We start from the raw sequence: 23,073 nt of genomic DNA, 5'->3' as shown, positions 1-23,073 counted from the left end.
TCTATTAGGGGCGAGGGAGGATGCCATGGACGTACTTTTCATCTATAGCGGAAAGGGCGGAGTCGGAAAATCCACTTTCGCTGTAAATTTGGCCTATTCATTACCAGGGTTAAGAGTAGGATTGTTTGATGCAGATTTTGAAGGGCCGAGTATACCTACCATGGTATCCGGAGTTGAAGAAGAGTCTATGGTAGCAGAAGGACTGGGAATCCACCCGGGAACCTACGCAGGCATCCGCATCTCTTCCTCTGGACTGATTGAAAACAACGGCCTCAGCAGATCTCTTTCAGGCAAATATTTGGAAGGTGCACTGGATCAGTTACTCATAAAAGCCCGCTGGGATGTAGATGTATTAATCGTCGATATGCCTCCAGGGACTTCCGAGATTCACCATCAGCTGCTTCGTCTGTTGAAAGGGCGATGTCTTCTGATTACAACGCCTCAGACGGTAAGTTTTGCAGATACTCAGAAAGGGATCGACTTGATGCGACGGATGGAGGTTCCGCTGCTTGGTATCGTCGAAAATATGTCTCAATTCCAATGCGAATGCTGCGGGCATTCCACTGCAATCTTTTCGGGGGATACCCAAGGCATGTTAGCTGTTCCGAACGGTCTGCAAGTGCTCGACACGTTTCCTATAATACCTGAACTTAGTGCAAAGGGGAACGCTGGCATTCCATTTGTACTTGCGAATCCAGAACATCCTGTTAGTGTGCGAATGGCCGGACTTGGACGTCAACTAGTTATTTTACTCACACAAAAGTTCAACACATGGAGTGTACATTAAGGGTCTTACTTTGGTAAAGGGGAGGATGCCGTTGCTAAAACCGTTAGAGCTGAGCAGAGGACTTATCCCGGAGGATATGCTATCGCAAGCGTTAGAGCAGTACGGCATCATGGAATACACAACGTACCCGTATCTCAATATGAATGGTACTGTCGTTCCGATCAACCGGGTTTCGGAGACATCCAGAAAAGCCCTTGTTGAAGACCGGGAGGGAAACCTCTACTTTTTGAAAGAAATTCCTTGGTATATCCGATCCATTGAGCACGCCGTGAGCATAATTCAGCTCCAGCATGAGCTGGCTCAGAAAGCGGTTCGTGTCCCTGCCGTTCAGTTAACTACATCCAGGGAGCTGATTGTACATGCAGGTAACCAAAGTACATTATACCTTCAATCGTACATACCAAACGGCTCAATATACAATGCGCAGCCTCAACAGATACGTGCTGCCGGCGCTTTATTGGGTGAATTTCGTGTAAAGGCTGCGTCCGCTAATTCATTTCAGACCCTGAAGTTGCCTGAGCAATCTCCTTATGTTTCTACAAAGGATGTACTTGTTCTTTTGCTTAAAAAGTACATGCAGAAACGCAATGAAATGAGCAAAGAGGATCAGGAGCATGTGCAACGTTTTGTCCAGGTTTGCAAGAAACTGGTAGACGAGTGGTCTGTTCAGCATGCTGACAGAGCAGAAGCGGTGACATCGATTGCGCACGGAGACTTGAATCCGATGAATTTCATTTTCTCATCCGACGGTTCGGTGTCGGCGCTGATTGATTTTGACAATGCATGCTTATCCGATTCCCTTGTGGATCTGGCTGAAGGATTGCTTACTTTTTCCGGCATAACTTACCGGTACGGCAGCTCGCGTTTTGAAGCCGTTCATGAATTGGAACCTCAGCCGTTCCGACAGTTTCTTGAAGGCTATCAAGAACATCATTCCCTGCTGGCCGAAGAAATTACGGTACTTCCGCTGTTAATGGGCACAACGTGCATCAGGCTGGCAAGTCTTGGTCTCATTCGAGGGGATTGGCCAGTTTCCTCAGCGAGTATGCACATCGATAACATTCGGAATGTCGTGAAGAACTCTCGAGCGTATTTGAGTGAAAATTACTGAACCCACAAGGGGAGGGAGGTTGGACATGGAAAAGAGAACGCTGGGAAAGACAGATATGCATGTAGGCGTCATGGGGTTCGGCAGCTCCCAGATCGGTTATGAACAAACCAGCCAGGAAACAGTGAACCACCTACTGAATCTTGCACTGGATCATGGACTTAATGCTATTGATACTGCTGAGTGTTACCCGAATAGCGAGGAACGAATTGGTCAGGCCGTTTCGGGAAGGCGTGCAGAATTCTATCTATTCACCAAATGCGGCCACTCGGACGAGGACAAGTATCACGATTGGGACCCTGACTGGCTGGAACTGAGTGTAGACCGGAGCCTGAAGCGATTGGGCACAGATTATATTGATGTTTTGCAACTGCATGGCTGCTCTGAAGAGATTTTACAACGTGGTGAAGTCATTCAGACGCTAAAAAAGATTCAGGCAGCGGGAAAAGCGAGATATTTGGGTTACAGCGGGGACGGGGAACAAGCGAAATATGCGATCAAGATGCAATGTTTTGATACGCTGCAGGTGACCGTTAATATTGCTGATCAAATCGCCTTAGACGAAATCATTCCCTTAGCACAGCAGCAGCAGCTTGGGGTCATTGTAAAGCGTCCGCTTGCCAACGCCGCTTGGGTTAATTCAGGGGAGCATAAGAAACGTTATGAACGCCAGCTTGCTATGTGGAAAAGAATGGGCAAGACGCCGGAATCTATGGTCAAGCCAGCAAAAGTAACCTATGAGGAGCGTTTGCTCAAGCTGGGATATTCCTTTCAAGAGGATCCTTTGCTTACGACAGAACTGGCACTGAGGTTTGCGCTGTCGATTCCCGGTGTGCACACAGTCATGATTGGCACGACGAAACCAGATCGTTGGCGGGACAATTATGCATTGGCAAGCAAAGGGAACCTTGCTGAGGAACAATATAAGGCCATTCGAGAGCGCTGGAAGGAACGGATGGACAAGGAATGGTTCGCGGTTCCATAACACCAATAGCAAGAAAGGAGTTGCTTGATCATGGGTCTGAAATCGCGTTTTCTAGATGATGGTTATGCTGTCGTTACAGGAATTTTTGTATCGGATGAGGTGAATCAGCTAAAGATTGCGATGGAAAAATTGATCACCAAGGTGAAGCAGGAACCACTCCGGTATACGACGCGTTACACCTTGAAACAGGAGCCTGATTACGACACTTGGGGTGTAAATAATATTTTCAAATTGGACTTGTACGAGCCCGCCTTCGGAGACGTTTTTGGGAACGAACGTCTGATGGAAGTACTTCAAGAGATATTGGGCGAAGAATTGCGATTTTGGGGAGCTCATGCGCTGTGGTCGCCGGAGAAGATCAATTATCGATTGCGTTGGCACCGGGATTACGGGGATAACGAGTTATATCACCCAGAAGGTATTCCCAACCATGTGCAGTTCAATATTCCCTTGTACCCAGACTCTTGTTTTATCGCGATTCCTGGTTCGCACCGACGTGCACTTTCTGATCAGGAGAGATGGGAAGTGAACAATAACGGGGCTAATCCGTTACCTAACGAGGTTCGAATCACATGTCAACCCGGAGACGTTCTATTTATGAATGCGCATACACTTCATCGCGGAGCATGTACGTCTCATGACTACAGGAGAACGTTGCATTACAGCGTTCAAGGTAAAGAGGAAGCGTATGGAGGACATACTTCCTATCCGGAGATGAAGGAAAAGGCATATATGGATCAGATGCACCCCACGGTTCAGCAACTGATGATTAATTCTGTCCTATGGGATGAATCTCACCCCCTGTCTCCATCGGAGTTGTTACGCAAGGTAAGAAGCAAGCACGAACGGGAAAAGTATATCGCCGGCCAGGTTTGATTTTAACTCAAAATAATATCCATATGAGGAGAGATGAGCTTATGTTAGGACCTTATTATACAAAAAAAGACAAGAAATTGGGATATCGTGGGAACAACATATACGATGCCTTGGATAACGTACTTGCAGGGCAATATACGCTGGCAGAAGCTGAAAATCGGGTCAAGAGCTTCAGCGAACAGAAGTATTGGGGCGCTATCGCCAGAATTAATCATCAGATCAATATGTCAAGCAATCTGTTTTTTGGAGAAATGAATGCCCTGTTTACACTGCTGCCCTTGACTACTCGAATGATTTCTTCCCCAGGGGCCGTATACGGTCGCGAGGCCATCAGTTATACAACGGATGTATGCCCTATTTCATTGGAGTGGTTTGATCTGCCGAACAAGGCATTTTTATCAGAGTCCTCACAAATTTATCTGGAATTGTCGGTGCTCCAGCACCAGGTAGATCATGTATACTCCGTGTATAACTCATTCCGCAAGGAAAATGTGGATGCATCCCATCTGTCCGAGTTTCACCATATCGAATATGAAGGCGCGGTTGATCAAGTAGCAAATAAGGAGATAATCCGTCAATTGTTGTTTAGAGTCATTCAGGATTTGCTCAAACATAATGAAGCGGATCTGAGTGTGTTCCTTTCCCAGGATCGTCTGAATCAACTTGACGAAGTCAGTCGCAGTCAAAAAATAACGGAATTAACTTTTGAAGAAGCTTTAGCCGCACTTTACGAAGATACAAAAGATGAAATCTACAACAAATTCACACTTGAACACTTTGGTTCTTGGGAAGAAGTCCGACTCACCGAGATTTATGGCGGATTCCTGGCAATTAGTGAGTTTCCTTTGCTTGAAGTACCGTTCTACCACGCCGAAATGAAGGGCCGGGACAGACGCGTTGCAAACAACACGGATTATATCTGGCCAGGGTATCGGGAAACGATCGGGAGCGGTCAGCGTGTGGGTACCCTTGAACAATTGAAAGAAAAAGCAGAAGTGTTTAACCTGCCTGAAGAAGATTACGCATGTTATCTCCAGTCCAGAACGCTCGATAACTACAGGGAGACATCGGGTTTTGGCGTCGGATGGGAGCGATTGATCCATGGTTTGCTGGAGATGCCATATATATGGAGTGCCGTTCAGTTCCCAAGAACCAATGTGACTTTGAAACCATAAGGTGGGAAACCAACGATGATAACCAAGTGGGACCATGTTCAGGACAAGCTACTAGGTTTAATCGAACACGCAACAGCAAAGTCTTCATTCTACAAACAAAGGTTACAAGGCGTTACCGATGCCGGCTGGAGCCAAGCCCGTTTTGAGCAGATACCCATATTGGAGAAATCTGAACTGACCGGCAGAGAAGAATCGCTGCTGACGGACAATGAAGCCAAACTCTATGTCGAATATACCAGTGGTTCCACGGGACAACCGCTCAAATGTTATAAATCAGTTGAAGAAAAATGGAAAAAAGCACGCCTCTTATGGGGCCTTCGAAACACTAATGGAGGTATTGGACCTAAAGATCCGTATGCCATGTTTTATGCCTTCAATGAAGATGATCTGTCAACGGATCCCATATCCATCTACCATGAGGTCATGTATCTCTCCATGCTTGATCTGTCCCCGGAACGACTGGATGACTATTATGAAGCGTTGCTGAAGTATCGTCCGCAGTGGATGCTGTCCGTATCTACCGCACTCTATCTATTCGCGAATCATCTGCTGGAGCAAAAGCTGGATCGGAGCAAACTTCCGTTTAAATATATCGAAATTAACGGAGAGATGTTATTTGACTATCAGCGTAAGACGATTGAAGAGGCCTTTGGTCCCATTGTTTATAACCATTATGGTTCCCGCGAATTTTGGTGTATTGGCATGAGCTGCAGAAGCGGTAATCTGCACTTATCTAGTGATCAATTGTATGTGGAAATTGCGAATTCGGACAAAGATGGCTATGGAAACGTAGTGATTACTGACTTGACCAATCGAATCTGGCCTTTGATCCGGTATGACACGGGAGATATTGGCAGGCTGTCTGAACAGAAATGTGATTGCGGATCGCGATATCCCGTTATCGAAGTGACCGGTGGGCGGGCAACCCAATATATTCGATCAGGTGATTGGATCGCCAATCCGATTCTGTTTCATTATGCTGTAACCAAGGTCAACCGGAATTTCCCGGATGCCGTTCGACAATTTCGTGTAATGCAGGTGCAGGAAAAGCAATTTATGTTTTACCTTGTGCCTGGCAAGGGATTTCAGGAAGCATCCGAGTTTCTATTGCAGCAAGAATTGCTGCACAAACTGCCTGACGATGTTAACCTGACGATTGTTCATCAGGACAGACTGAGTATGGATGGTCCCAAGTTCGATTATTTTATTCCTTATCGCCAGGCGAATACATGATGTCAGCAATATTACCAAATCATTCTATATCTGAGGGTGAGCATATGTCGCATTATGAAACGGTGTGCAGGCTCGTAAAAGAAGAGCTTGAGGATCGAATTGAAGAGAATTATGTCTTTTCGGGAAAAGAAAATCTGGTTTCTGATCTGCAACTGGACTCCATCATGATTCTTCAGTTGATCATCAAGATGGAGGATGAGTTTCAAATCACGATTGAGGATGATGAACTTACACCGCAACTATTTGAGAATGTTGAAGTGTTAACGGCCTTCGTTGATACCAAGACAGCGTAAAGGATGAATATTCGTGCACATTTCTCTTCAAGGACTTCGATTGCTTCTTGTTGGGGGTTCGGGAACGCTTGGAGGGTGTCTTCTTGAAAAAATGCTGCAAGAAGGGGCGATTGTTGCTGCCACCTATAACCAAACCCCTATTCATAGTAATGATTATCATATGGGTATACAGGATCGTCTGCATGTCGGTCATCTGGATGTCACGAATACGGAACTACTGGATGAATCATTGCAAGTACTGATGGATCGACTGGAATGGGTGGATGGGCTGATATATAATGCCGGAATTATCAACGATGCGTCTTTAGACGAGATGAGTTATGCTCAATGGCGCGATGTTATGCAGGTTAACCTGGATGGCGCATTTCTCGTCTCTCAGAAGGTCAGCAAGGTGATGAAGGAACGAGGCAGGGGGAAAATCATTCACGTGTCCTCTTACCGCGGTATTGTAGGAAGCGCACAGCAAAGTAATTATGCAGCTTCCAAGGCCGGACTTAATGCTCTGACCAAATCAATGGCACGTGAGTTGGGTTCATTCGGCATTGCCGTTAATGCAATCTGTCCCGGATTTATGCGAACCAATCTGAACCGCCATCATGCTGGAAAATATCAAAAGGCTCTCGATGAGAGTCTTTTGTCCCGCATTTCCACACCGGAGGAGACAGCGAATTTCATTCTCTACCTGTTGTCCGAACACGTTGCCAACGTCAGCGGGCAAATCTTTCAAATGGACAGCAGGGGCTAGACAAAATATACGCGAAGGAGGCGAGTGGATGAAGGATATGGAACCTCGGTGTATCGGTGAAATACTGTTACATCAGGCAGAGCGGAGTCCGGATCGGATTGCCGTAACATTCGGCGAGGAGAAGTGCACGTATAAGCAACTTTTGTCCACAACCGCGGCCTTGCAGTTAAAGATTGAGGACCGTGTTAGGGAAGGCGAAGTGGTGGTGATCTGCTTGCCCAACTCTCCTGCCTATATCCATGCTTACTTCGCGGTTACCTTACTGGGAGCGGTAATCATGCCGCTCTATTCCGGCAGTTCCGAGGCAGAAATCAGGCTGGCGTGCCGCGCGGTAGACGCTGCTCTCTGTATCACTACTCACGAGATGAAATCCAAGCTACGTATTCAGAACTTGTCCGTCCTGAGCCAGGAAGATTGGCAGGCACCGGATGAGGAGACCAAGCCCATATACAGGCCTCGTCTTGCAGACGAGGTTGCCTTAATGCTGCAAACGTCGGGAACGACCGGGAATCCCAAAATCGTGCAGCACACTCACTATAGCCTAATTACCAATGTGAAGGCTCATTGCGAATCTTTGTCACTGACGGAGAAAGATACCGTGTTGATTACCCTGCCTATGCCTTTTGGCTATTGCAATACCTCCCAGTTCTTGAGCCACCTGTACCTGGGTGGAGAATTGGTCATTATGACTGGTCTATTTCTACCGTCTTCATTCATGAAAACGATGCAAGAGCAAGACATTACCGTAGTTACTGCAGTACCAACCATGCTGCAAGCGTTGAGCATGCTGAAATCCGATTATAAAGCGCTGCCCCATCTGCGTTATATCTGCTTTGGGGGAGGACAAGTCACGCCTAACATACTGGAATCTGTTCGCAAGAAACTGCCTTCCCATGTGAAAATGGTGCAAACGTACGGCCAAACGGAGGCTGGTCCGCGTATTACAACCAGGATCATTTCGGGAGTATACGAACCATCTAATGTAGGGCAAGCCATACGCGGGGTTGAAATCTCTATAAGAGATGAAGAAGGGAATCGCTTAGGCGTTCATGAACCTGGTGATATATGGATTCACAGTCCCAGCATCATGAAGGGATATTACCTCAATGCAGCAGAGACGGATAAAGTTCTGCAAAACGGATGGCTTCGTACAGGAGATCGAGGTTACTTGGACGAACAAAATAATCTGTGGCTACTGGGAAGAACCAAACTGTTGATCAAAACAGGAGGAAAACAAGTGCATCCTGAGGAAATTGAGCGACTGATCATGGAGCACTTTCCACTGGAGCAAGCCATTGTCAAAGGAGAGGCCGACCCCTGGCTCGGCGAAGCACTGGTGGCTTACATCATTCCTCGCAAGTCGGATACACTTGTTGAAACTACGGACATTTTGCGTTTTTGCCGTTCCAAGTTATCCGCTTACAAGGTACCTAAAAGGGTGGAAATTGTGCAAACCCTTCCGAGAACCGCTACCGGAAAGATCCGAAGAGATTAAGGAAGGAGGAACTCTTCTGTATATTTATCGTTACGGTCCCTTTCATGTACAAGTAGATTTTGCATCTCGTCTTCATGCGCTTGAGGAACGGACCAGACAATGGTACTCACACGTCTTGATAGATGATCAGCCGGAAAAGATGGATCATCACTGCAGGATTGAAGCTTGGGACACAAGCCCTTGGATTAACAACCCGGAACGAGACGAAGTAATTTGGGGCGAAGACCGGGTAGAAATTCGTTCCAGCCTTCAGTTCAATTATAACATCGACTGGGATTCTGCTTGGAACAGCAGATTGCATTTCGTTCAGCGGACGGGGTATGACGAATATGAAGATCGGTCATGGGAATTCTCTCAACGGATTTCTCTTTTTCCCAAATTGATGGACATGAACGCATTTCTCTTGCACTCGGTATGTGTTGTAGGTCAAGACGGAAAAGCGATTATTTTCCTAGGAACAAGCGGAGCCGGTAAATCGACGATTGCCCAGAAAGCAATCGATTCAGGGTACTCCGTCATTACTGATGACACGGCGTTGCTGATGTTTGTCGAGGATGAATTGAGAGTATATGCCACGCCGTATATTTCCCGATCTGGTCTTATTGGACAGCCTGGATTCTGGACGGTCGGTGCGTTTGTTCTGTTGGGGAAGGATGCTGTTAATACTGTCATACCGGCCAGCAGACAACCGTTCGTACAATCTCTGCAGGAACGAATTTTTGAGACACAGTATCTCACTCATATCTTCTCATTCTCCAGCGGCGGACTAGGTGGCGACATTGCCAAACGATTGCTGGGGTATACACGTAAAATTACGAGGCAGTACAAGGCTTATCATCTCCAATTCAATCTGCAGTTGAAGCTGGATGACGTGATGGGCGAATTCCTATCTGGGGAGGGGCAACATGTACGTTAACGTACGCGCTATGATCGAAAGAGTGGTGAGCGGTGAGCTTCAACTTTATTTACAGATTCGGGACAAGCCCAATCAACCCAAAGCATGGGAATTGCCTGGAGGGCAACTCGAAGAGTACGAGTCCATGATCGATGGACTGAAACGGGAGGTCAGGGAAGAAACAGGCCTTGAACTGACTTGCATTGCAGGTAAGGATACGTATTTGCAGGTAAGGACAGGCACAGGTTTAATGGAGGGCATTCAACCTTTTGCTGTCTACCAGACACTGGAGGGACCTATCGATTCAATGGGCGTGTATTTTCGCTGCGAAGCTGAAGGCATAGCCTTGCAGTCTGGCGATCAGGCTCGTGACGGACGTTGGATACCTGTCAAAGAATTAAGGCAAATGGCAGAGCAGGATTTGGAAGCCTTCAGCTGGATTGATTCCGTGGGTATCCAGTTGTATCTGCAATCGGAAGAGAATAAACCATTTCAACCATTGGAGAAGGGGGATTTAAGATGAGCAAAACAACACACGACACCATTGCTTATTTCAAAAATAAAGCGGACAAGTACGACTTGGTAGAGGAACAGGCATATTGGCAGCTCTCCGACCAGCTGTTATGGAACGTTTTCAAAAAAGAGGTCTTGGATCGATTACCCGCTGGATTCACGTTTTTTGACGCGGGTGGAGGGACTGGTCGCTGGTCGCTTAAAGTCCTTCAAGAATATCCGGAGAGCACCGGATATACGTATGATCTGTCGGAAGACATGTTGAGACAAGCGATGACCAAACGCGAAGCGAATGATCTTCAGGACAGATGGACGATCCGGCAAGGTGACCTTCATGCTATTGAAGGCGTACAGCCGGCATCCGTGGATGTCTGCTTTAACTTTCATAACGTATTGGGATTTGTGGAAGAGCCGCTTAAAATGCTGCATGAAGTCGTAAAGTTGCTTAAACCCAAGGGATACTTGGTATCGTTTACACCTAATCTGTACCATGCCCTGTACTTTAATATTTCCCTGGGCAGAATTGAAGAGGCACGGAAGTTAACGGGCGGCAAAGGGCGCTTCACGCTAGAAATGCCCGATATTTATATGTTTACTCCCAAGCAGCTTCAAGAATATTACCTTGAATGCGGGCTGAAGGTATTAAATCTTAAAGGCTTCCCTGCCTTCATTTATCCTGGATTTCTAGAGACACAGATTGAGGGTAACACCCAAACCCTAAGCGAGATTTTGTCTGATCCGGCTGTGTTCGAGAGCATTTTGGAGATTGAATCCCAGTATCTTGACGTAGAAGAACTTGTATCGCGTGGAAACAATATTTTTATTGTCGGGCAGAAGTAATTCTCTTCCAAGGCGAAAGGAGCTGTTTGCCATGTCATCAGATTCTACCCTAACCGATGAAGAAAGATTGGTTTTATTGTGTTCAAAACCTGCTCTTCGGAATGCGGAGGTTGAAGATTTTCGTCAATTAATGGCTGCTCACATGGACTGGAGCCGAGTATTCGGCATGCTGCATACCCATGGTGTGATGGGAACCGCATGGCAGAATATCGAGCGTTACTTTTTGGTGAAAGGCACGGAGAAGGCAGTCTACGGCAAATTCGTTAGTTCGGTCAAGCAAATGTATCATATGCAAAAAATGCGAGGCGAACAACAGTGCAGATTCACCCTTGATATTTGCCATGAGCTGGACAAGCGAAGTATTCAATACAGTTTGCTGAAAGGGATCGTACTTTCCCAAGTCGCCTATGGGGATCTAGGAAGCCGGGATTTCAAAGATAATGATATGCTTATACATTCAAGCCAAATTGATGAAGCGATAGCGATTATGAAGGAAATGGGATACGTGCAGGGGATGATTAACTATAAAACGAATTCGGTTACCCCGCTACCTCGCAGGGAAATTATGATCCGATCGATGGTGTCCCATGAAGTCATCCCTTTGATCAAATATATCGAAAATAGTCCGTTTCTCGAATATCATGCGCTAGATTTGCAATTTTCGCTTGATCTCATGACCAGCCGCCGAACAGATACGGCAGTGCAGCAAATGCTGGAGAGAAGCCAGATTATTGATGTTGCAGGACATCCTGTTCGCACTTTGGAATGGGAAGATCTGCTGTTATTCATGCTTATCCATCTTACCCGCGAAGCAACAAGTGAATTGGATGTTATGGCCTACAAGGATATCCTGCTCTATAAATTCATGGACATTCACCGATTCCTGGACAGCCCTCAAGTGAATGTGGATTGGGATAAGGTACTGCAGCGGGCTCAGGATTTGAATTTCCAAAAGGAAGTATTCTATGCCCTGCATTATACGCAGATCCTTTATAGCGAGGCCGGACCGGAAGGATTCCTGGACAAGCTGAATATTGAAGATCGGGAATTCCTCGATCAGGTGTATCGGTACAACAGTGAAGATATTGCTATCCGTTGGCAGAATTCCTTTGAGGAACGTTTATTTGATACGAATCGACCGTTCAAACTTCAGAAGAGCAATCCAATCGTTCCAGGGAAAAGATGAAGCATTTCTGACCAAATCCATTTGAGTGAAAGGGATTTTGATATGCGATATTCGTATGAAGTATCCGAAGTCACGGACACATTGTCCGAGGTAAGAATGGCGGCAAAGCGATTTGCTGAAAGGGCCGGTGACCTCGACCGGGATGGGTCCTTCCCCAAAGAAAATATAGCTGACTTGAAGTCTGCAAGCCTGATGTCAGCATCAATCCCTAGCCGGTCAGGCGGTGAACGTCCTTCACTCCGTTCCTTGTCCTCTATGGCAGAACTTTTGGCAAGCGGGTGCTTATCCACGGGAATGATATGGGCCATGCACATACAGCAGGTGGAGGTATTAATCCGTCAAGAACAGAATGATTTTTCAGATCATCTTCTGTCCAGACTGCAGGAGGAACAGCCCTTAATCGCCTCAGTCACAACTGAAAAAGAAAAAGGGGGGCACTTGCTCTCGTCCCAAAGTCCGATGGTTACCAATGGAAGCTCGCTCTATATTGACCGAGATGCTCCAGTCGTAACCGGAGGTGAGTACGCTGATTGGTTTCTCATCACAATGAAACCTTCTGATGAAAGTCCCGAGAATGACGTTCAACTGGTTTTTGCCGAACGACATCAACTGGAACTGGAAAGTGTCTCCGATTGGCATGCCATGGGGATGAGAGGGACCGGCAGTGTGGGCATGCACATTCGTGGCTCAATTGAAGAAGAACAGCTGATCGGTGCAGCGATAGACTTCAAACCGTTAGCTGTACAGACGATGATTCCCATGGGACATATTTTATGGTCTGCCTGTTGGCTTGGAGCCGCTAAGGGAGTATACGAAGGGTTAATACAACTCATCCGTAATCCGCAAAATCGTTCCCGCTTCAATTTGCAGTCCGAGTTGCTCTATGCAAGGCTTGCAAGGATTCGACTGCAGTTGGACACAGTTAACATATACCTGAACGAGATGATCAAACAGTATGAAGATCATTCCAATCAGGGGAATTTGAAGCTGCTTGAAGCGCCGCGGTTCAATATTCACATCAATAATCTTAAAATTTTGGCATCAGAGACTCTTTTTCAGGCAACGGATCAAATGATAGACATTGCAGGACTATCCTACGGATATACCGCTAATGACCAGCTTCCCTTGGAAAGGGCTTTCCGGGATTTGCGTTCTGCAAGTCTGATGTATCACAATGATCGGCTGTTACTGGCGAACGGAAAGCTGAATTTAATAGATCACAGGTTGCTGCCTTGAAAGGGCGCAAAGTTTGAGGGTGACATATGAAGGATAATGTCTCAGCAGCAATACAATCTAAACAATCGGTACCTCCCCAAGACTCACTATTTAAAACTTATCGATGGGTCCTTTCTTATGTGCAAAAATATTATGGCATGTTTTGGCTGCTGGTGTGTTGCGGTATTGGAGTCACGTTCATTCAGGTTTCCATTCCCAAGGGTGTTCAGTACTTCATCGATATCATCGTTCCATCCGCAGACATGATCCGATTCCGATGGCTCATTATACTGTTGGTTGCCGGCATGTTTCTGATGTTTGGTCTGATGGCATGGCAAAATCTGTTGCAGAGGTCCATTCAGGAGAAGGCGGCACGAGATCTGCAATACGATATTTTTAGTCATATGAGGAAGCTGGGGTATTCTTATTTTCAACAACGCCCTGTTGGTGAAAGCTTGTCGTTTATGAACACGGAAGTGAGTATTCTGCAGGACTTCTATCGGTTTCTTCTTCCGCATACGATTCAAAACATTGTAGTCTCTATTGTATCTGTCACAGTGATGTGTGCCATTAGCATTCCTTTAACACTGATCATGGTGCCGTGCCTGCTTCTCTATTATCTGTTCGGACCATCCATCGAAAGAAAGGCTACCATCTTGGCCAAGCAGAATACGGAACAGCGCATAGCCTATAATCAAAAAGTATACGAGAGTGTGTCAGCTCTGACCGAAATGCGTGCTCACGGAGCCGAGGACTGGGATTGGAAACGGTTCAAGGGACACATGCAGCCTTTTTTGGATGGAAGGGTTCGCATGTTATGGATGGCTTTTTGGAGGGGAACGATACGCCGATTATCCTATTACGTCGGTGGGGTGGCAGTCATCCTGTACGGCATTCACTTGGTCAAGGAACAGGCGTTGAGCGTAGGAGAGATGTCTGCATATTTGCTTTACTATTTTCAGGTCATGCAAACGGTAACTCTGGTCATTACGGTTATTACGGAGCAGAAAGTTCTGATGCATCAAGCTTCCAGAATCCATCGCTTCATGCAAACAGAACCTCAGGTTGTCGAAGAGGCCGCACCTATCTGCTTAAAGGAAATCAGAGGAGAGATTCGGTTCGAACACGTCACATATCGATACAACAAGGGTCCGGAAGTGCTCGCGGATTTTAATCTGGTGATTAAGACCGGTCAACGAGTGGCCATCGTAGGTCCGAGTGGACACGGAAAATCTACCCTGCTTCAGCTTCTGGTTCGTTTTTATGATCCACAGCAGGGCGAAATTCTGTTGGACGGAGTACCTATACGAAAAATTTCATTTGCACAATTACGAGAAAGTATAGGATATGTGTCTCAGGAAACGTATCTTTTTGGCGATACCATTCGCAATAATATTCTTTTTGGTCATCCGGATGCGACAGAGGAAGACATGATCCAGGCGGCCAAGGCCGCATATGCTCATGATTTCATCTCTGCTCAGCCGGATGGATATGACACGCTGCTTGGGGAAAGAGGCGTTAACTTGTCCGGAGGTCAAAAGCAGCGTATATCCATTGCACGTATGTTTATCAAGAAACCTTCTATTCTATTGCTTGATGAGGCAACGTCCGCGCTTGATACAGCGAGTGAACAAGAAGTACAGCAAGCCCTGGAACGTCTCCTGCTAGGCCGGACGACCATTGCCGTTGCTCATCGGTTATCTACCATTAAGGATTATGATGTAATTGTTGTACTTGAACATGGACAAATTCGGGAAATGGGAAGCCACGAGGAATTGATGAGAAGACAGGGAGCGTATTATCAGCTGAATTCGGGAGAGGAGGGGTGAGCATGTCGCTGAAACAGCATATTCACTTTCTGAAAAAATATATCATGTCGCGTCCCTCATTGCTGCTCATCTCCATCATTCTGATGTCCCTGGAGTCATTGTCTTTCCTGAGTATCATCGGCCTCCAGCAGCGTCTCATTGACAATATTTTATTACAAGGCCAATATGAGCTTGTGCCAGAGATCGTCTGTCTTTTTGTGCTGGCTTTCCTTCTTTATGCCGTGCTGTTTACCTATGCTCCGCACATGATGCATCGAAATCAATCCGTTATTCAATCCCATATGGCCGATGATTTTATGTCCTATGTATACAGAATTCCAATACGTCAATTGCAAAAAGAACGCATAGCCACATATGTGCATTACATTACCCAGGATCTGGACAAGGTTGCCGATATGATCGGAAATCAGATTCCTCGCGGTATTCAGCAGCTATTTGTTGTTCTGTTTGTAGCTGTCATGATTGGCATGGTCAGTCCAGTCATGCTGATTGCCTGTTTTGTACTGGGTACGGCATACGTGATTCTTGGCAGATTCTTCGCAGTTAAACTGAAGAAGGCAGCCGGCCATGTTCAGAAGGCGAAATCCGATGTGCTCGTTCATATTGAGCAAGGGATCTCGTCCACCCGAGAAGTGCTGGCTTATCACAGACTGGACTGGGAGAAAGAGAGATATGACAAGCTGTACAATACGTATTATGAGAAAGTAATGCAGGAAGGCAAACAAGTGAATCTCAAAATGATCACTAGCGAACCCCTGAATTGGGGAGTAAGAGTGCTCATTCTTGGATATGGAGGTTTGCTCGTCCTACAAGGCGAACTATCCATTGGCATGTTCGTTGTGCTTTTCCAGCTTGGATTCCAGTTTATCCAATACTTACAGGATTTGTTCAATTCATTCATGGACTGGTCCGCAGGCGGTGCCAGCGTGGAAAGACTGCTCAACGTGATGGAAGGGGAGCAAATGGAGGAAGGCAACTCTCCTGTACCTTTGCCGTTGCAAAGCATATCTTTTAACCATGTTGACTTTAGCTACGAGCCAGGGCGAAATGTGATATTGAATAATCTGACCTTCGACATGCCTATGGGACTTAAAATTGCCATTGTTGGTACCAGCGGTTCCGGAAAGTCAACCATTGCCCAACTCCTCATCCGTTATTTCGATCCGGATGCAGGTTGTATACTGGTGAATGGTAAGCCGCTCAACCAATTGTACCGTTCAGACTGGACAGAGCGTATAGGCATTGTATTTCAGGAACCTTATCTTTTTCCGGATACCATTCAAAACAATCTTTTAATGGGAACAGAAGATGAGCAGTCTGCCAATTTGATGAGATCCGCTTGCGAGGCAGCACAAATCAATGATTATATCGTGAGTCTGCCGGAGGGATACGATACTTTTATTGGTGATCGGGGGATCACCTTGTCTGGAGGCCAGCGTCAGCGTCTTGCCATCGCCAGAGCCTTAATTCAAAACAGAGACATTCTGATATTGGATGAAGCAACCTCGGCGCTGGACTTGACAACAGAAAGACGCCTGCAGCAAGCTATTGACCGTTACCGTAAAGGAAAAACAACCATCGTTATTGCTCATCGTCTATCAACGATTCAAAATGCGGATCTGATTTTTGTCATGCATAAAGGGGAGATGGTTGAATCAGGGACGCATGATCAACTGTTGAATCGAGAGGGATTGTACCGGGATATGGTCAGTCTACAGGACTTGAATGGAGAAGGACAACAAACGGACCTTCTCCAGAGTTTGAACCAAAGCGGGCCGTCAGCTTTGGCTTAATATCGGTTTGCCACTGCGAATACCCCGACTGTTGAAATCATTTAATAACAGCTCAAGTGATTCTTTCTCCAGTTGGTACAGAGCACCTAATCTGCCCATCAAGCTGATGATATGATCCTCACGTTGGGTCATGCCGTATTTTAAAAACTGGTTCAGGATAATCGTTGCTTCTTGTTCAACTCGAATATAGTTATCTTTAAACTTTACGGGAAAAACATAGTGGCCTTCCTGTTCTATATATTTAATTTTGAGATTCATAAATTTTTTGTGTTCTTTCAACGTATACAACAAACGTGTATCAATGGTTCGCTGCTTGGAAAGCATCATTTCAAAAAACATGATTAGTTTATGATAGATATCCAGACCGAAGGTGCGATCCGAATAAAGCGCTGGCGTATAAAAGCTCTTGAAGTTTTCCGTTTCATTACGAGAGGTATAGTAGTTTTCCATACACTCGGCAAAGTAGGAGAGAGAAAACTCATAAATTTTTCCATTGTGGTACTCCGGGTTAATCTTTAACAGATGGGTGAAGTTAAGATAATCATCATAGATATCACAGTGCTCGAACGCCGTCTTCAAATCATCATAAGAGACGGTTGTTCGAGAATAAATCCGATACTTGAAGAATCCAGCAAGCTGGAACTCCCGTGCGGTGTCATCATATCCATAGATCATAACCGCATGTGCAAAACGATAATTGCGAAACGAAGGCGTATCAGGAATATAATATTCATCCACGTGAGTCCATACGTAATACCCGGAATCGATCTGATCCTTAATAAACGAGATGAAATCGGGAATAGACCCCAGGATTAGATCGCGGTGCAGTCGCTGTGAGTCTTTGAGCCAGGGATTAAAGTGATGTTCCGGTGTCTGTACGTAGAAGTCCAGGAAAATCTCGTCATTTTTCCAATCGGATAGAAATAGATTCGTATAATTCGAGTAAATCCAAGGTTGGCACTCCTGATGGTCAGAAATAATGGAAAGATAAAAGGCATGTTGAGGATAGTTTGAAATGAGAGGATCACAAAGAGGCAAAGTTTTCATCAATGGTGCTCCCTTCACTAGATAAATTTTTTACTCATATACCTTAATTATGGGAGATTATTGCTTGTTTATTTGTATTTTAGTATATATTTGTTAAAAATTCAAATATTTAAATGATCAAAGGTGATTGAAAATTGTAAAAATAGCGATATTTCATTAGATTTCTACTTTTTTTGGAAATGAAAATTAGTATTCTGGCTATTTTTGCCGGAGAGGGTTGCGTGGAAAGGCACACTAAATTCAATGCAAATGATCGGGAGTGTTTACCCGTTCTTATATATTAACATGTGAACTTTTGCTTTATAATCTGGCTTAAAAGAATGCTTAAGGTTTAACAACAATGTCTAGGGAGAGACGTTATGATGGTGAAAATTGAATTACCCATTCAAGATACTATTATCAACACATTTAATGTTTATGGTAGTATTTCATCTATTATATCTAACAATAAAAAGTGCTTCCCCTGGTTTTATAATAATTTTATTCAAATTCGATATGTGTATGATTGGGATACGTTTTTTTTTGATAACCATCATTTATTATTGGATAATTGTCCTTGGTTAAATCATCATATAGTTCCTCGTTTCGTTATCGAAAGTAAGTGGGATTCAATAGTAGATTTCATAGTGGACTCAATAAAATTGGGTCATTATGTTTACTTGTATGTTGATCGATATTTCATATCTGCTTCTAAGGCCTATCTAAAATGGTCTCATGTACATGAGATCTTTATTTATGGGTTCAATTCAGAAAGTAAGAGGTTTTTGATAGCCGACAATTTATCTGATGGGAAATATGTACAGACTGAATGTACATTTGAAGAAATTGCACAGGGACATAACGCAATCGAAGTAAGTAATCATTTTTTTCTCAACATTCACTTATTAAGTAAGAAAGAGGAGGAGGAATATACTTTAAATCTTCCCCAAATTATATTATCCATTGAAAATTATCTCAATTCAGTTATTACACTGGATGTTTCTTTCAAAGAAAAAACTCTGTTTGGTCAAAATGCAATATTATTTTCAGTAGATAAAATGATAAAGGATGAAAACAAACTACTAGACAAAAGAGCGTTTCATTTATTCTTGGAGCACAAGAAACTAATGTTGAGTCGAATTAATTACTTAATCCATGTAAACGAACTAAAATATGAACATGTCTCAGAAAGTTACAAAGACATCCTAAGAAGATTCGAAATTATAAAAAACTTATCTTTAAGATATAACATAACCAAGGACCGGGATGTTTTATTTAGGATCAGAGATCAGATATTAGATGGCCTGTATGAAGAAAAGCTTATTTTGGATGAAATGATAAAGCTAATATCCAAGTGAAAAGTGGCAAAGTTTATTTAGACACGATTCAATTTGTAAGCTGAGACCCAGCTACCTTAGCAGAAAAGATAGTTTATAGAGAGGGGCATTACACATGTATTTTGTTATATTTTTGCTCATAGGACTTGTTTTATGTTACTTGTTCCCATTTGGTCCAATAGTGGCAGGTGGTATTATTTTTGCACTTGTTGTGGACCAATATCGCCAGACGATGCATATGCGTGATGATATCCGAGACATCAAGAATCATCTGGGGTTAATGAACAAAGGCGAGGCGCAGGAGTACGAGATGAATAAAGAATACAAGCAAGTCGATCGTTTGGATTCAGAACAGATGGATATCATTAATCGAAGAATTGAAGCGGAACTGGAGAAAGAAAGCAAAAACAATAAATCGTAAATTATTGTAAAATGATTCTTGTTTTGCTTACGCTTGTGAGTATATTTACCTAGATCGGGAGTCATTTTAATAAGATAATATCTTTTTGTTGCACTGTGTAGAACTTTGTAATATTATGAGGGAAGCGCGTACAACATATCGGGTTGTAACTGTTGAATCAGGCAAAGCCGTTTACCTTGAGAAAAGGGACTGGTTTGTCTTTTTCTGTATATTGGAGTGATAAAGTGAAAATCGAGAAGGTGCTGAACAATAATGCTGTAGTTGCCATGAATGACGAACAACAGGAAGTTATTATCATTGGCCGGGGGATTGCTTATCAGAAGCGGGCGGGTGATATGGTTTCCGAGCAGCATATCGATAAGATATTTACTTTACAGAATGAAGATATTCAGGAAAACTTCAAGGCATTAATCTCAAGCATTCCTTTGGAATACATGAAAGTGTCCGAGGAAATCATCGCTTATGCCAAATTAAAACTTGGCAAGAAACTGAATGAGAGCATTTACTTGCACCTCACAGACCATATTCACTTTGCCATTGAGCGGTATCGCAAGAATCTGCCTATACGCAACGGGTTGATCTGGGAGACGAAGCAGTTATACAAAGAGGAATACGAAGTAGGAATGGAAGCGCTCAACATGATCTGTGATCAGTTTGGCGTAATTCTGCCCGAGGACGAAGCCGGTTTTATGGCACTTCACTTTGTCAATGCAGCTTTGAACGAGGAAATGCCCAACATCAAGAGTATGACGCAGGTCATGCAGGAAATCTTGACGATCATCAAGTATCATTTCAAGATTGATTTTGATGAGAACTCACTGACATTCTATCGCTTTGTGACGCATTTGAAGTTTTTCGCTCAACGTTTGGTGAAGGGAAAACATTACAAGAGCAACAACGACGATGAACTGTTCCTGATGATTCAGAAAAAGTATCCAGCAGCGCACAAGTGCTCGGAGAAAATCAAGAAGTTCATTGAAAGCAACTACACCTATCAACTAACTGACGAAGAAATCATGTACTTAACGATTCATATTGAGAGAGTTGTGAATGCAACTTCTGAATAATCCCATAGATCAGCTTGCAGGGTTGCAACCACTAGGGCAAAACCTGAACGATTGAATGATAGAACATACCGTTAACCGGATGTTCCGTACATTCAGATGTTCAGGTTTTTTTATTCTCTCCAATAGGTTTCGAATCCGTCTCTAACCAGAAAGGAAGAAAGTAACTTCATGAAACATGAGCAATTAGCCAAAGACATTCTGTCTGGCGTTGGTGGTAAACAGAACATTAACAGCGTGGTGCACTGCGCAACCAGACTTCGTTTCAAATTAAAAAATGACAATAATGCCAAAACAGATGAACTCAAAAATCTGCCCGGAGTCATAACAGTCATGCAAAGCGGTGGGCAATATCAGGTTGTTGTGGGTAACGAAGTGTCTGATGTGTATAAAGCCTTGCTACAGGTTGGCAATATGAGTACTGATGGACCAGTCTCTAGTAATGATGCGTCTGAATCTTCCGGCAAAAAAGAAAGTCTTCTGGGTCGGTTTATCGACTTGATCTCAGGTGTATTTACACCGATTCTCGGTTTGCTTGCTGCAACAGGGATGATCAAAGGTTTCTTGTCCATGTTTACTTCTCTCGAGTGGCTGGACCCGGCTTCGGGAACATATCAATTGTTGAATGCTGCAGGAGACTGCCTATTCTATTTCTTCCCTATCTTCTTGGGTTACACGGCAATGAAAAAATTCGGTGGATCTCCATTCCTCGGGATGGCCATCGGAGCATCACTTGTATATCCGGCCTTAACCGGTCTAAGTGGCGGGGAACCGTTATATACGTTGTTTGCAGGCACATTGTTTGAATCACCGATTCATATCACGTTCCTGGGTATTCCTGTTATCCTGATGAGTTATTCCTCATCCGTAATTCCGATTATTATAGCTGCCTATTTTGGAGCAAAAGTAGAAACGTTCTTCAAAAAGATTATTCCCTCTGTTGTGAGAACGTTCCTCACGCCATTCTTTACCATTCTGATTGTTGTACCTGTAACATTCCTCTTGATTGGTCCAATTGCGACATGGGCTAGTCAACTGATTGGTGCTGGAGTATCAGGCATCTATGGATTGAGTCCATTGGTAACCGGTATTGTTGTTGGCGGATTGTGGCAAGTATTGGTCATCTTTGGGCTACACTGGGGAATTGTACCAATCATGTTGCTGAATCTGTCTACACTGAAAGCAGATCCGATTCTGGCCATGATGTTTGCTGCTTCCTTTGCTCAGATTGGTGCCGTTCTTGGCGTTATGCTTAAAACGAAAAATACCAAACTGAAATCACTGGGTGTTCCTGCCTTTGTATCTGGTATCTTTGGTGTAACGGAACCTGCAATTTATGGCCTAACTTTGCCGTTGAAGAAACCATTTATTATGAGCTGCATTGCTTCTGCAACGGCTGGAGGTATTATTGGATTCGCTGGTTCCAAAATGTTTGTATTTGCTTCAGGCATCTTCGGTGTTCCAGCGCTCATTAGTCCCACAGAAGGGATCAACTATGAATTCTGGATGGCCATGATGGCTACGATTATTGCTTTTGTATTAGGCTTTGTTCTCGTTTATTTTGTAGGATTCAAAGATCCTGCTAATCCAGAGGCTGCAAAACAGGCTCCTGAGCCAGTAAAAGAAGAGAAGGCTGCACTTGAACCTAATCCAAACAATCGTTATGAAATTGCCAGCCCGATGACGGGTGAGGTGGTTCCTTTGCAAGAAATAAACGATGCTACATTTGCTGGTGAACATATGGGTAAAGGGATTGCCATTCTTCCAACCAGTGGAAGAGTTGTATCCCCGATTAATGGTGTGGTACAGACGATTTACCGTACCAAACATGCGATTGGACTTGTAGATGATCAAGGTGTAGAGATTCTAATCCACATCGGACAGGATACGGTACAGCTCAAAGGTCAACATTTCACTGCGCATGTGAAAGACGGAGATCGTGTAACTGTTGGCGATCTGATCGTTGAATTCGATCTTCAAGCTATCATTGAGGCGGGATATGAGACGGTAACACCGATTATTGTAACCAATACGGTTGATTATTTGGACGTGGTCGCTACAACAAATCGTGAAGTGCAAGAGAAGGATAAATTGATTACGGTTATTGGTTAATTCTGTGCCGTATTTTAGTAAGACCTGCAAGCTGTATAATTTGAAAAAAGTGAACTCTTGCGGGTCTTTTCTATAGTTGCTCCAATCAGAAAATATGCATGAGAACGTTATGAATTGTTCATGTTGTTATAAGCGACAAGCTATC

The 23,073-nt window shown here is 44.3% G+C and carries 21 protein-coding genes; 20 read left to right on the top strand and 1 reads right to left on the bottom strand.

Going from position 1 to position 23,073, the window contains the following annotated elements; all coding sequences use genetic code 11:
• The first annotated feature begins 25 nt into the window (after positions 1–25).
• From MKY85_RS18085 to MKY85_RS18010, 16 genes are all read left to right on the top strand, one after another.
• Positions 26–787 carry a P-loop NTPase gene (locus MKY85_RS18085; protein WP_339234806.1) on the top strand — a complete coding sequence of 254 codons (762 nt, stop codon included), beginning with the start codon at positions 26–28 and terminating at the stop codon, positions 785–787.
• 31 nt (positions 788–818) lie between these two features.
• On the top strand, positions 819–1,898 hold the full coding sequence (locus MKY85_RS18080) for a phosphotransferase (protein WP_342570450.1): 1,080 nt from the start codon (positions 819–821) through the stop codon (positions 1,896–1,898).
• Between the two features lie 25 nt (positions 1,899–1,923).
• Complete coding sequence (locus MKY85_RS18075) at positions 1,924–2,880, top strand: aldo/keto reductase (protein WP_342570449.1); 957 nt, start codon at positions 1,924–1,926, stop codon at positions 2,878–2,880.
• A 30-nt stretch (positions 2,881–2,910) separates the two neighbouring features.
• Complete coding sequence (locus MKY85_RS18070) at positions 2,911–3,756, top strand: phytanoyl-CoA dioxygenase family protein (protein ID WP_342570448.1); 846 nt, start codon at positions 2,911–2,913, stop codon at positions 3,754–3,756.
• Between the two features lie 41 nt (positions 3,757–3,797).
• Positions 3,798–4,931 (top strand): amino acid--tRNA ligase-related protein, encoded by a 1,134-nt coding sequence (locus tag MKY85_RS18065; protein ID WP_342570447.1) that lies wholly within the window; start codon positions 3,798–3,800, stop codon positions 4,929–4,931.
• A 15-nt stretch (positions 4,932–4,946) separates the two neighbouring features.
• Complete coding sequence (locus MKY85_RS18060) at positions 4,947–6,164, top strand: hypothetical protein (RefSeq protein ID WP_342570446.1); 1,218 nt, start codon at positions 4,947–4,949, stop codon at positions 6,162–6,164.
• Between the two features lie 44 nt (positions 6,165–6,208).
• Complete coding sequence (locus MKY85_RS18055) at positions 6,209–6,457, top strand: phosphopantetheine-binding protein (protein WP_253438113.1); 249 nt, start codon at positions 6,209–6,211, stop codon at positions 6,455–6,457.
• Between the two features lie 13 nt (positions 6,458–6,470).
• Positions 6,471–7,202, top strand: coding sequence for an SDR family NAD(P)-dependent oxidoreductase (locus MKY85_RS18050; protein ID WP_342570445.1), 732 nt, complete (start codon positions 6,471–6,473; stop codon positions 7,200–7,202).
• A gap of 28 nt (positions 7,203–7,230) precedes the next feature.
• Positions 7,231–8,697: a class I adenylate-forming enzyme family protein gene (locus MKY85_RS18045; RefSeq protein ID WP_342570444.1), complete on the top strand. Its 1,467-nt coding sequence runs from the start codon at positions 7,231–7,233 to the stop codon at positions 8,695–8,697.
• A complete protein-coding gene (locus tag MKY85_RS18040; protein WP_342570443.1) occupies positions 8,648–9,613 on the top strand; it encodes a hypothetical protein in 966 nt (321 codons plus the stop codon). The genes MKY85_RS18045 and MKY85_RS18040 overlap by 50 nt, the downstream gene beginning before the upstream one ends.
• Entirely contained in the window at positions 9,603–10,115 is a 513-nt protein-coding gene (locus MKY85_RS18035) for an NUDIX domain-containing protein (RefSeq protein ID WP_342570442.1), read from the top strand. Before MKY85_RS18040 ends, MKY85_RS18035 begins: the two co-directional genes overlap by 11 nt.
• Positions 10,112–10,945 carry a methyltransferase domain-containing protein gene (locus MKY85_RS18030; RefSeq protein WP_342570441.1) on the top strand — a complete coding sequence of 278 codons (834 nt, stop codon included), beginning with the start codon at positions 10,112–10,114 and terminating at the stop codon, positions 10,943–10,945. The genes MKY85_RS18035 and MKY85_RS18030 overlap by 4 nt, the downstream gene beginning before the upstream one ends.
• Before the next feature lie 31 nt (positions 10,946–10,976).
• Complete coding sequence (locus MKY85_RS18025; RefSeq protein ID WP_342570440.1) at positions 10,977–12,131, top strand: nucleotidyltransferase family protein; 1,155 nt, start codon at positions 10,977–10,979, stop codon at positions 12,129–12,131.
• Positions 12,132–12,173: 42 nt separating this feature from the next.
• Entirely contained in the window at positions 12,174–13,367 is a 1,194-nt protein-coding gene (locus MKY85_RS18020; protein WP_342570439.1) for an acyl-CoA dehydrogenase family protein, read from the top strand.
• 119 nt (positions 13,368–13,486) lie between these two features.
• Positions 13,487–15,175, top strand: a complete 1,689-nt coding sequence (locus MKY85_RS18015; RefSeq protein ID WP_342570438.1) for an ABC transporter ATP-binding protein — start codon at positions 13,487–13,489, stop codon at positions 15,173–15,175.
• Between the two features lie 2 nt (positions 15,176–15,177).
• A complete protein-coding gene (locus MKY85_RS18010; protein ID WP_342570437.1) occupies positions 15,178–16,968 on the top strand; it encodes an ABC transporter ATP-binding protein in 1,791 nt (596 codons plus the stop codon).
• Here MKY85_RS18010 and MKY85_RS18005 read toward each other — a convergent pair.
• Positions 16,954–18,015 carry a hypothetical protein gene (locus MKY85_RS18005; protein WP_342570436.1) on the bottom strand — a complete coding sequence of 354 codons (1,062 nt, stop codon included), beginning with the start codon at positions 18,013–18,015 and terminating at the stop codon, positions 16,954–16,956. The two genes, MKY85_RS18010 and MKY85_RS18005, sit on opposite strands and share 15 nt — an antisense overlap.
• Before the next feature lie 359 nt (positions 18,016–18,374).
• On the opposite strand from MKY85_RS18005, the gene MKY85_RS18000 reads away from it, so the two are divergent.
• The 4 genes from MKY85_RS18000 to MKY85_RS17985 all read left to right on the top strand — a co-directional run bounded on the left by MKY85_RS18000 (position 18,375) and on the right by MKY85_RS17985 (position 22,928).
• The gene (locus MKY85_RS18000; RefSeq protein ID WP_342570435.1) at positions 18,375–19,352 is read left to right on the top strand and encodes a hypothetical protein; all 978 of its coding nucleotides are present in this window, start codon (positions 18,375–18,377) and stop codon (positions 19,350–19,352) included.
• A gap of 94 nt (positions 19,353–19,446) precedes the next feature.
• Positions 19,447–19,752 (top strand): hypothetical protein, encoded by a 306-nt coding sequence (locus MKY85_RS17995; protein ID WP_339255928.1) that lies wholly within the window; start codon positions 19,447–19,449, stop codon positions 19,750–19,752.
• 224 nt (positions 19,753–19,976) lie between these two features.
• Positions 19,977–20,819 (top strand): PRD domain-containing protein, encoded by an 843-nt coding sequence (locus MKY85_RS17990; RefSeq protein WP_253438078.1) that lies wholly within the window; start codon positions 19,977–19,979, stop codon positions 20,817–20,819.
• Between the two features lie 168 nt (positions 20,820–20,987).
• Positions 20,988–22,928, top strand: coding sequence for a beta-glucoside-specific PTS transporter subunit IIABC (locus MKY85_RS17985; RefSeq protein ID WP_342570434.1), 1,941 nt, complete (start codon positions 20,988–20,990; stop codon positions 22,926–22,928).
• Positions 22,929–23,073: the final 145 nt, after the last annotated feature.

The sequence above is a fragment of the Paenibacillus sp. FSL R5-0749 genome (assembly GCF_038595085.1).
Taxonomy (GTDB): Bacteria; Bacillota; Bacilli; order Paenibacillales; family Paenibacillaceae; genus Paenibacillus.
The sequence above is the reverse complement of the archived record's forward strand: the minus strand, read 5'-3'. Positions and strand labels throughout refer to the sequence as shown.

Bases quoted from the DNA above. Each gene is read 5' to 3' on its own strand.
- MKY85_RS18000 (WP_342570435.1), top strand. From the start codon at position 18,375: ATGATGGTGAAAATTGAATTACCCATTCAAGATACTATTATCAACACA.
- MKY85_RS17995 (WP_339255928.1), top strand. From the start codon at position 19,447: ATGTATTTTGTTATATTTTTGCTCATAGGACTTGTTTTATGTTACTTG.
- MKY85_RS18020 (WP_342570439.1), top strand. From the start codon at position 12,174: ATGCGATATTCGTATGAAGTATCCGAAGTCACGGACACATTGTCCGAG.
- MKY85_RS18070 (WP_342570448.1), top strand. From the start codon at position 2,911: ATGGGTCTGAAATCGCGTTTTCTAGATGATGGTTATGCTGTCGTTACA.
- MKY85_RS18030 (WP_342570441.1), top strand. From the start codon at position 10,112: ATGAGCAAAACAACACACGACACCATTGCTTATTTCAAAAATAAAGCG.
- MKY85_RS18025 (WP_342570440.1), top strand. From the start codon at position 10,977: ATGTCATCAGATTCTACCCTAACCGATGAAGAAAGATTGGTTTTATTG.
- MKY85_RS18085 (WP_339234806.1), top strand. From the start codon at position 26: ATGGACGTACTTTTCATCTATAGCGGAAAGGGCGGAGTCGGAAAATCC.
- MKY85_RS18060 (WP_342570446.1), top strand. From the start codon at position 4,947: ATGATAACCAAGTGGGACCATGTTCAGGACAAGCTACTAGGTTTAATC.
- MKY85_RS18035 (WP_342570442.1), top strand. From the start codon at position 9,603: ATGTACGTTAACGTACGCGCTATGATCGAAAGAGTGGTGAGCGGTGAG.
- MKY85_RS18065 (WP_342570447.1), top strand. From the start codon at position 3,798: ATGTTAGGACCTTATTATACAAAAAAAGACAAGAAATTGGGATATCGT.
- MKY85_RS18075 (WP_342570449.1), top strand. From the start codon at position 1,924: ATGGAAAAGAGAACGCTGGGAAAGACAGATATGCATGTAGGCGTCATG.
- MKY85_RS18005 (WP_342570436.1), bottom strand. From the start codon at position 18,015: ATGAAAACTTTGCCTCTTTGTGATCCTCTCATTTCAAACTATCCTCAA.
- MKY85_RS18055 (WP_253438113.1), top strand. From the start codon at position 6,209: ATGTCGCATTATGAAACGGTGTGCAGGCTCGTAAAAGAAGAGCTTGAG.
- MKY85_RS17985 (WP_342570434.1), top strand. From the start codon at position 20,988: ATGAAACATGAGCAATTAGCCAAAGACATTCTGTCTGGCGTTGGTGGT.
- MKY85_RS18045 (WP_342570444.1), top strand. From the start codon at position 7,231: ATGAAGGATATGGAACCTCGGTGTATCGGTGAAATACTGTTACATCAG.
- MKY85_RS18010 (WP_342570437.1), top strand. From the start codon at position 15,178: ATGTCGCTGAAACAGCATATTCACTTTCTGAAAAAATATATCATGTCG.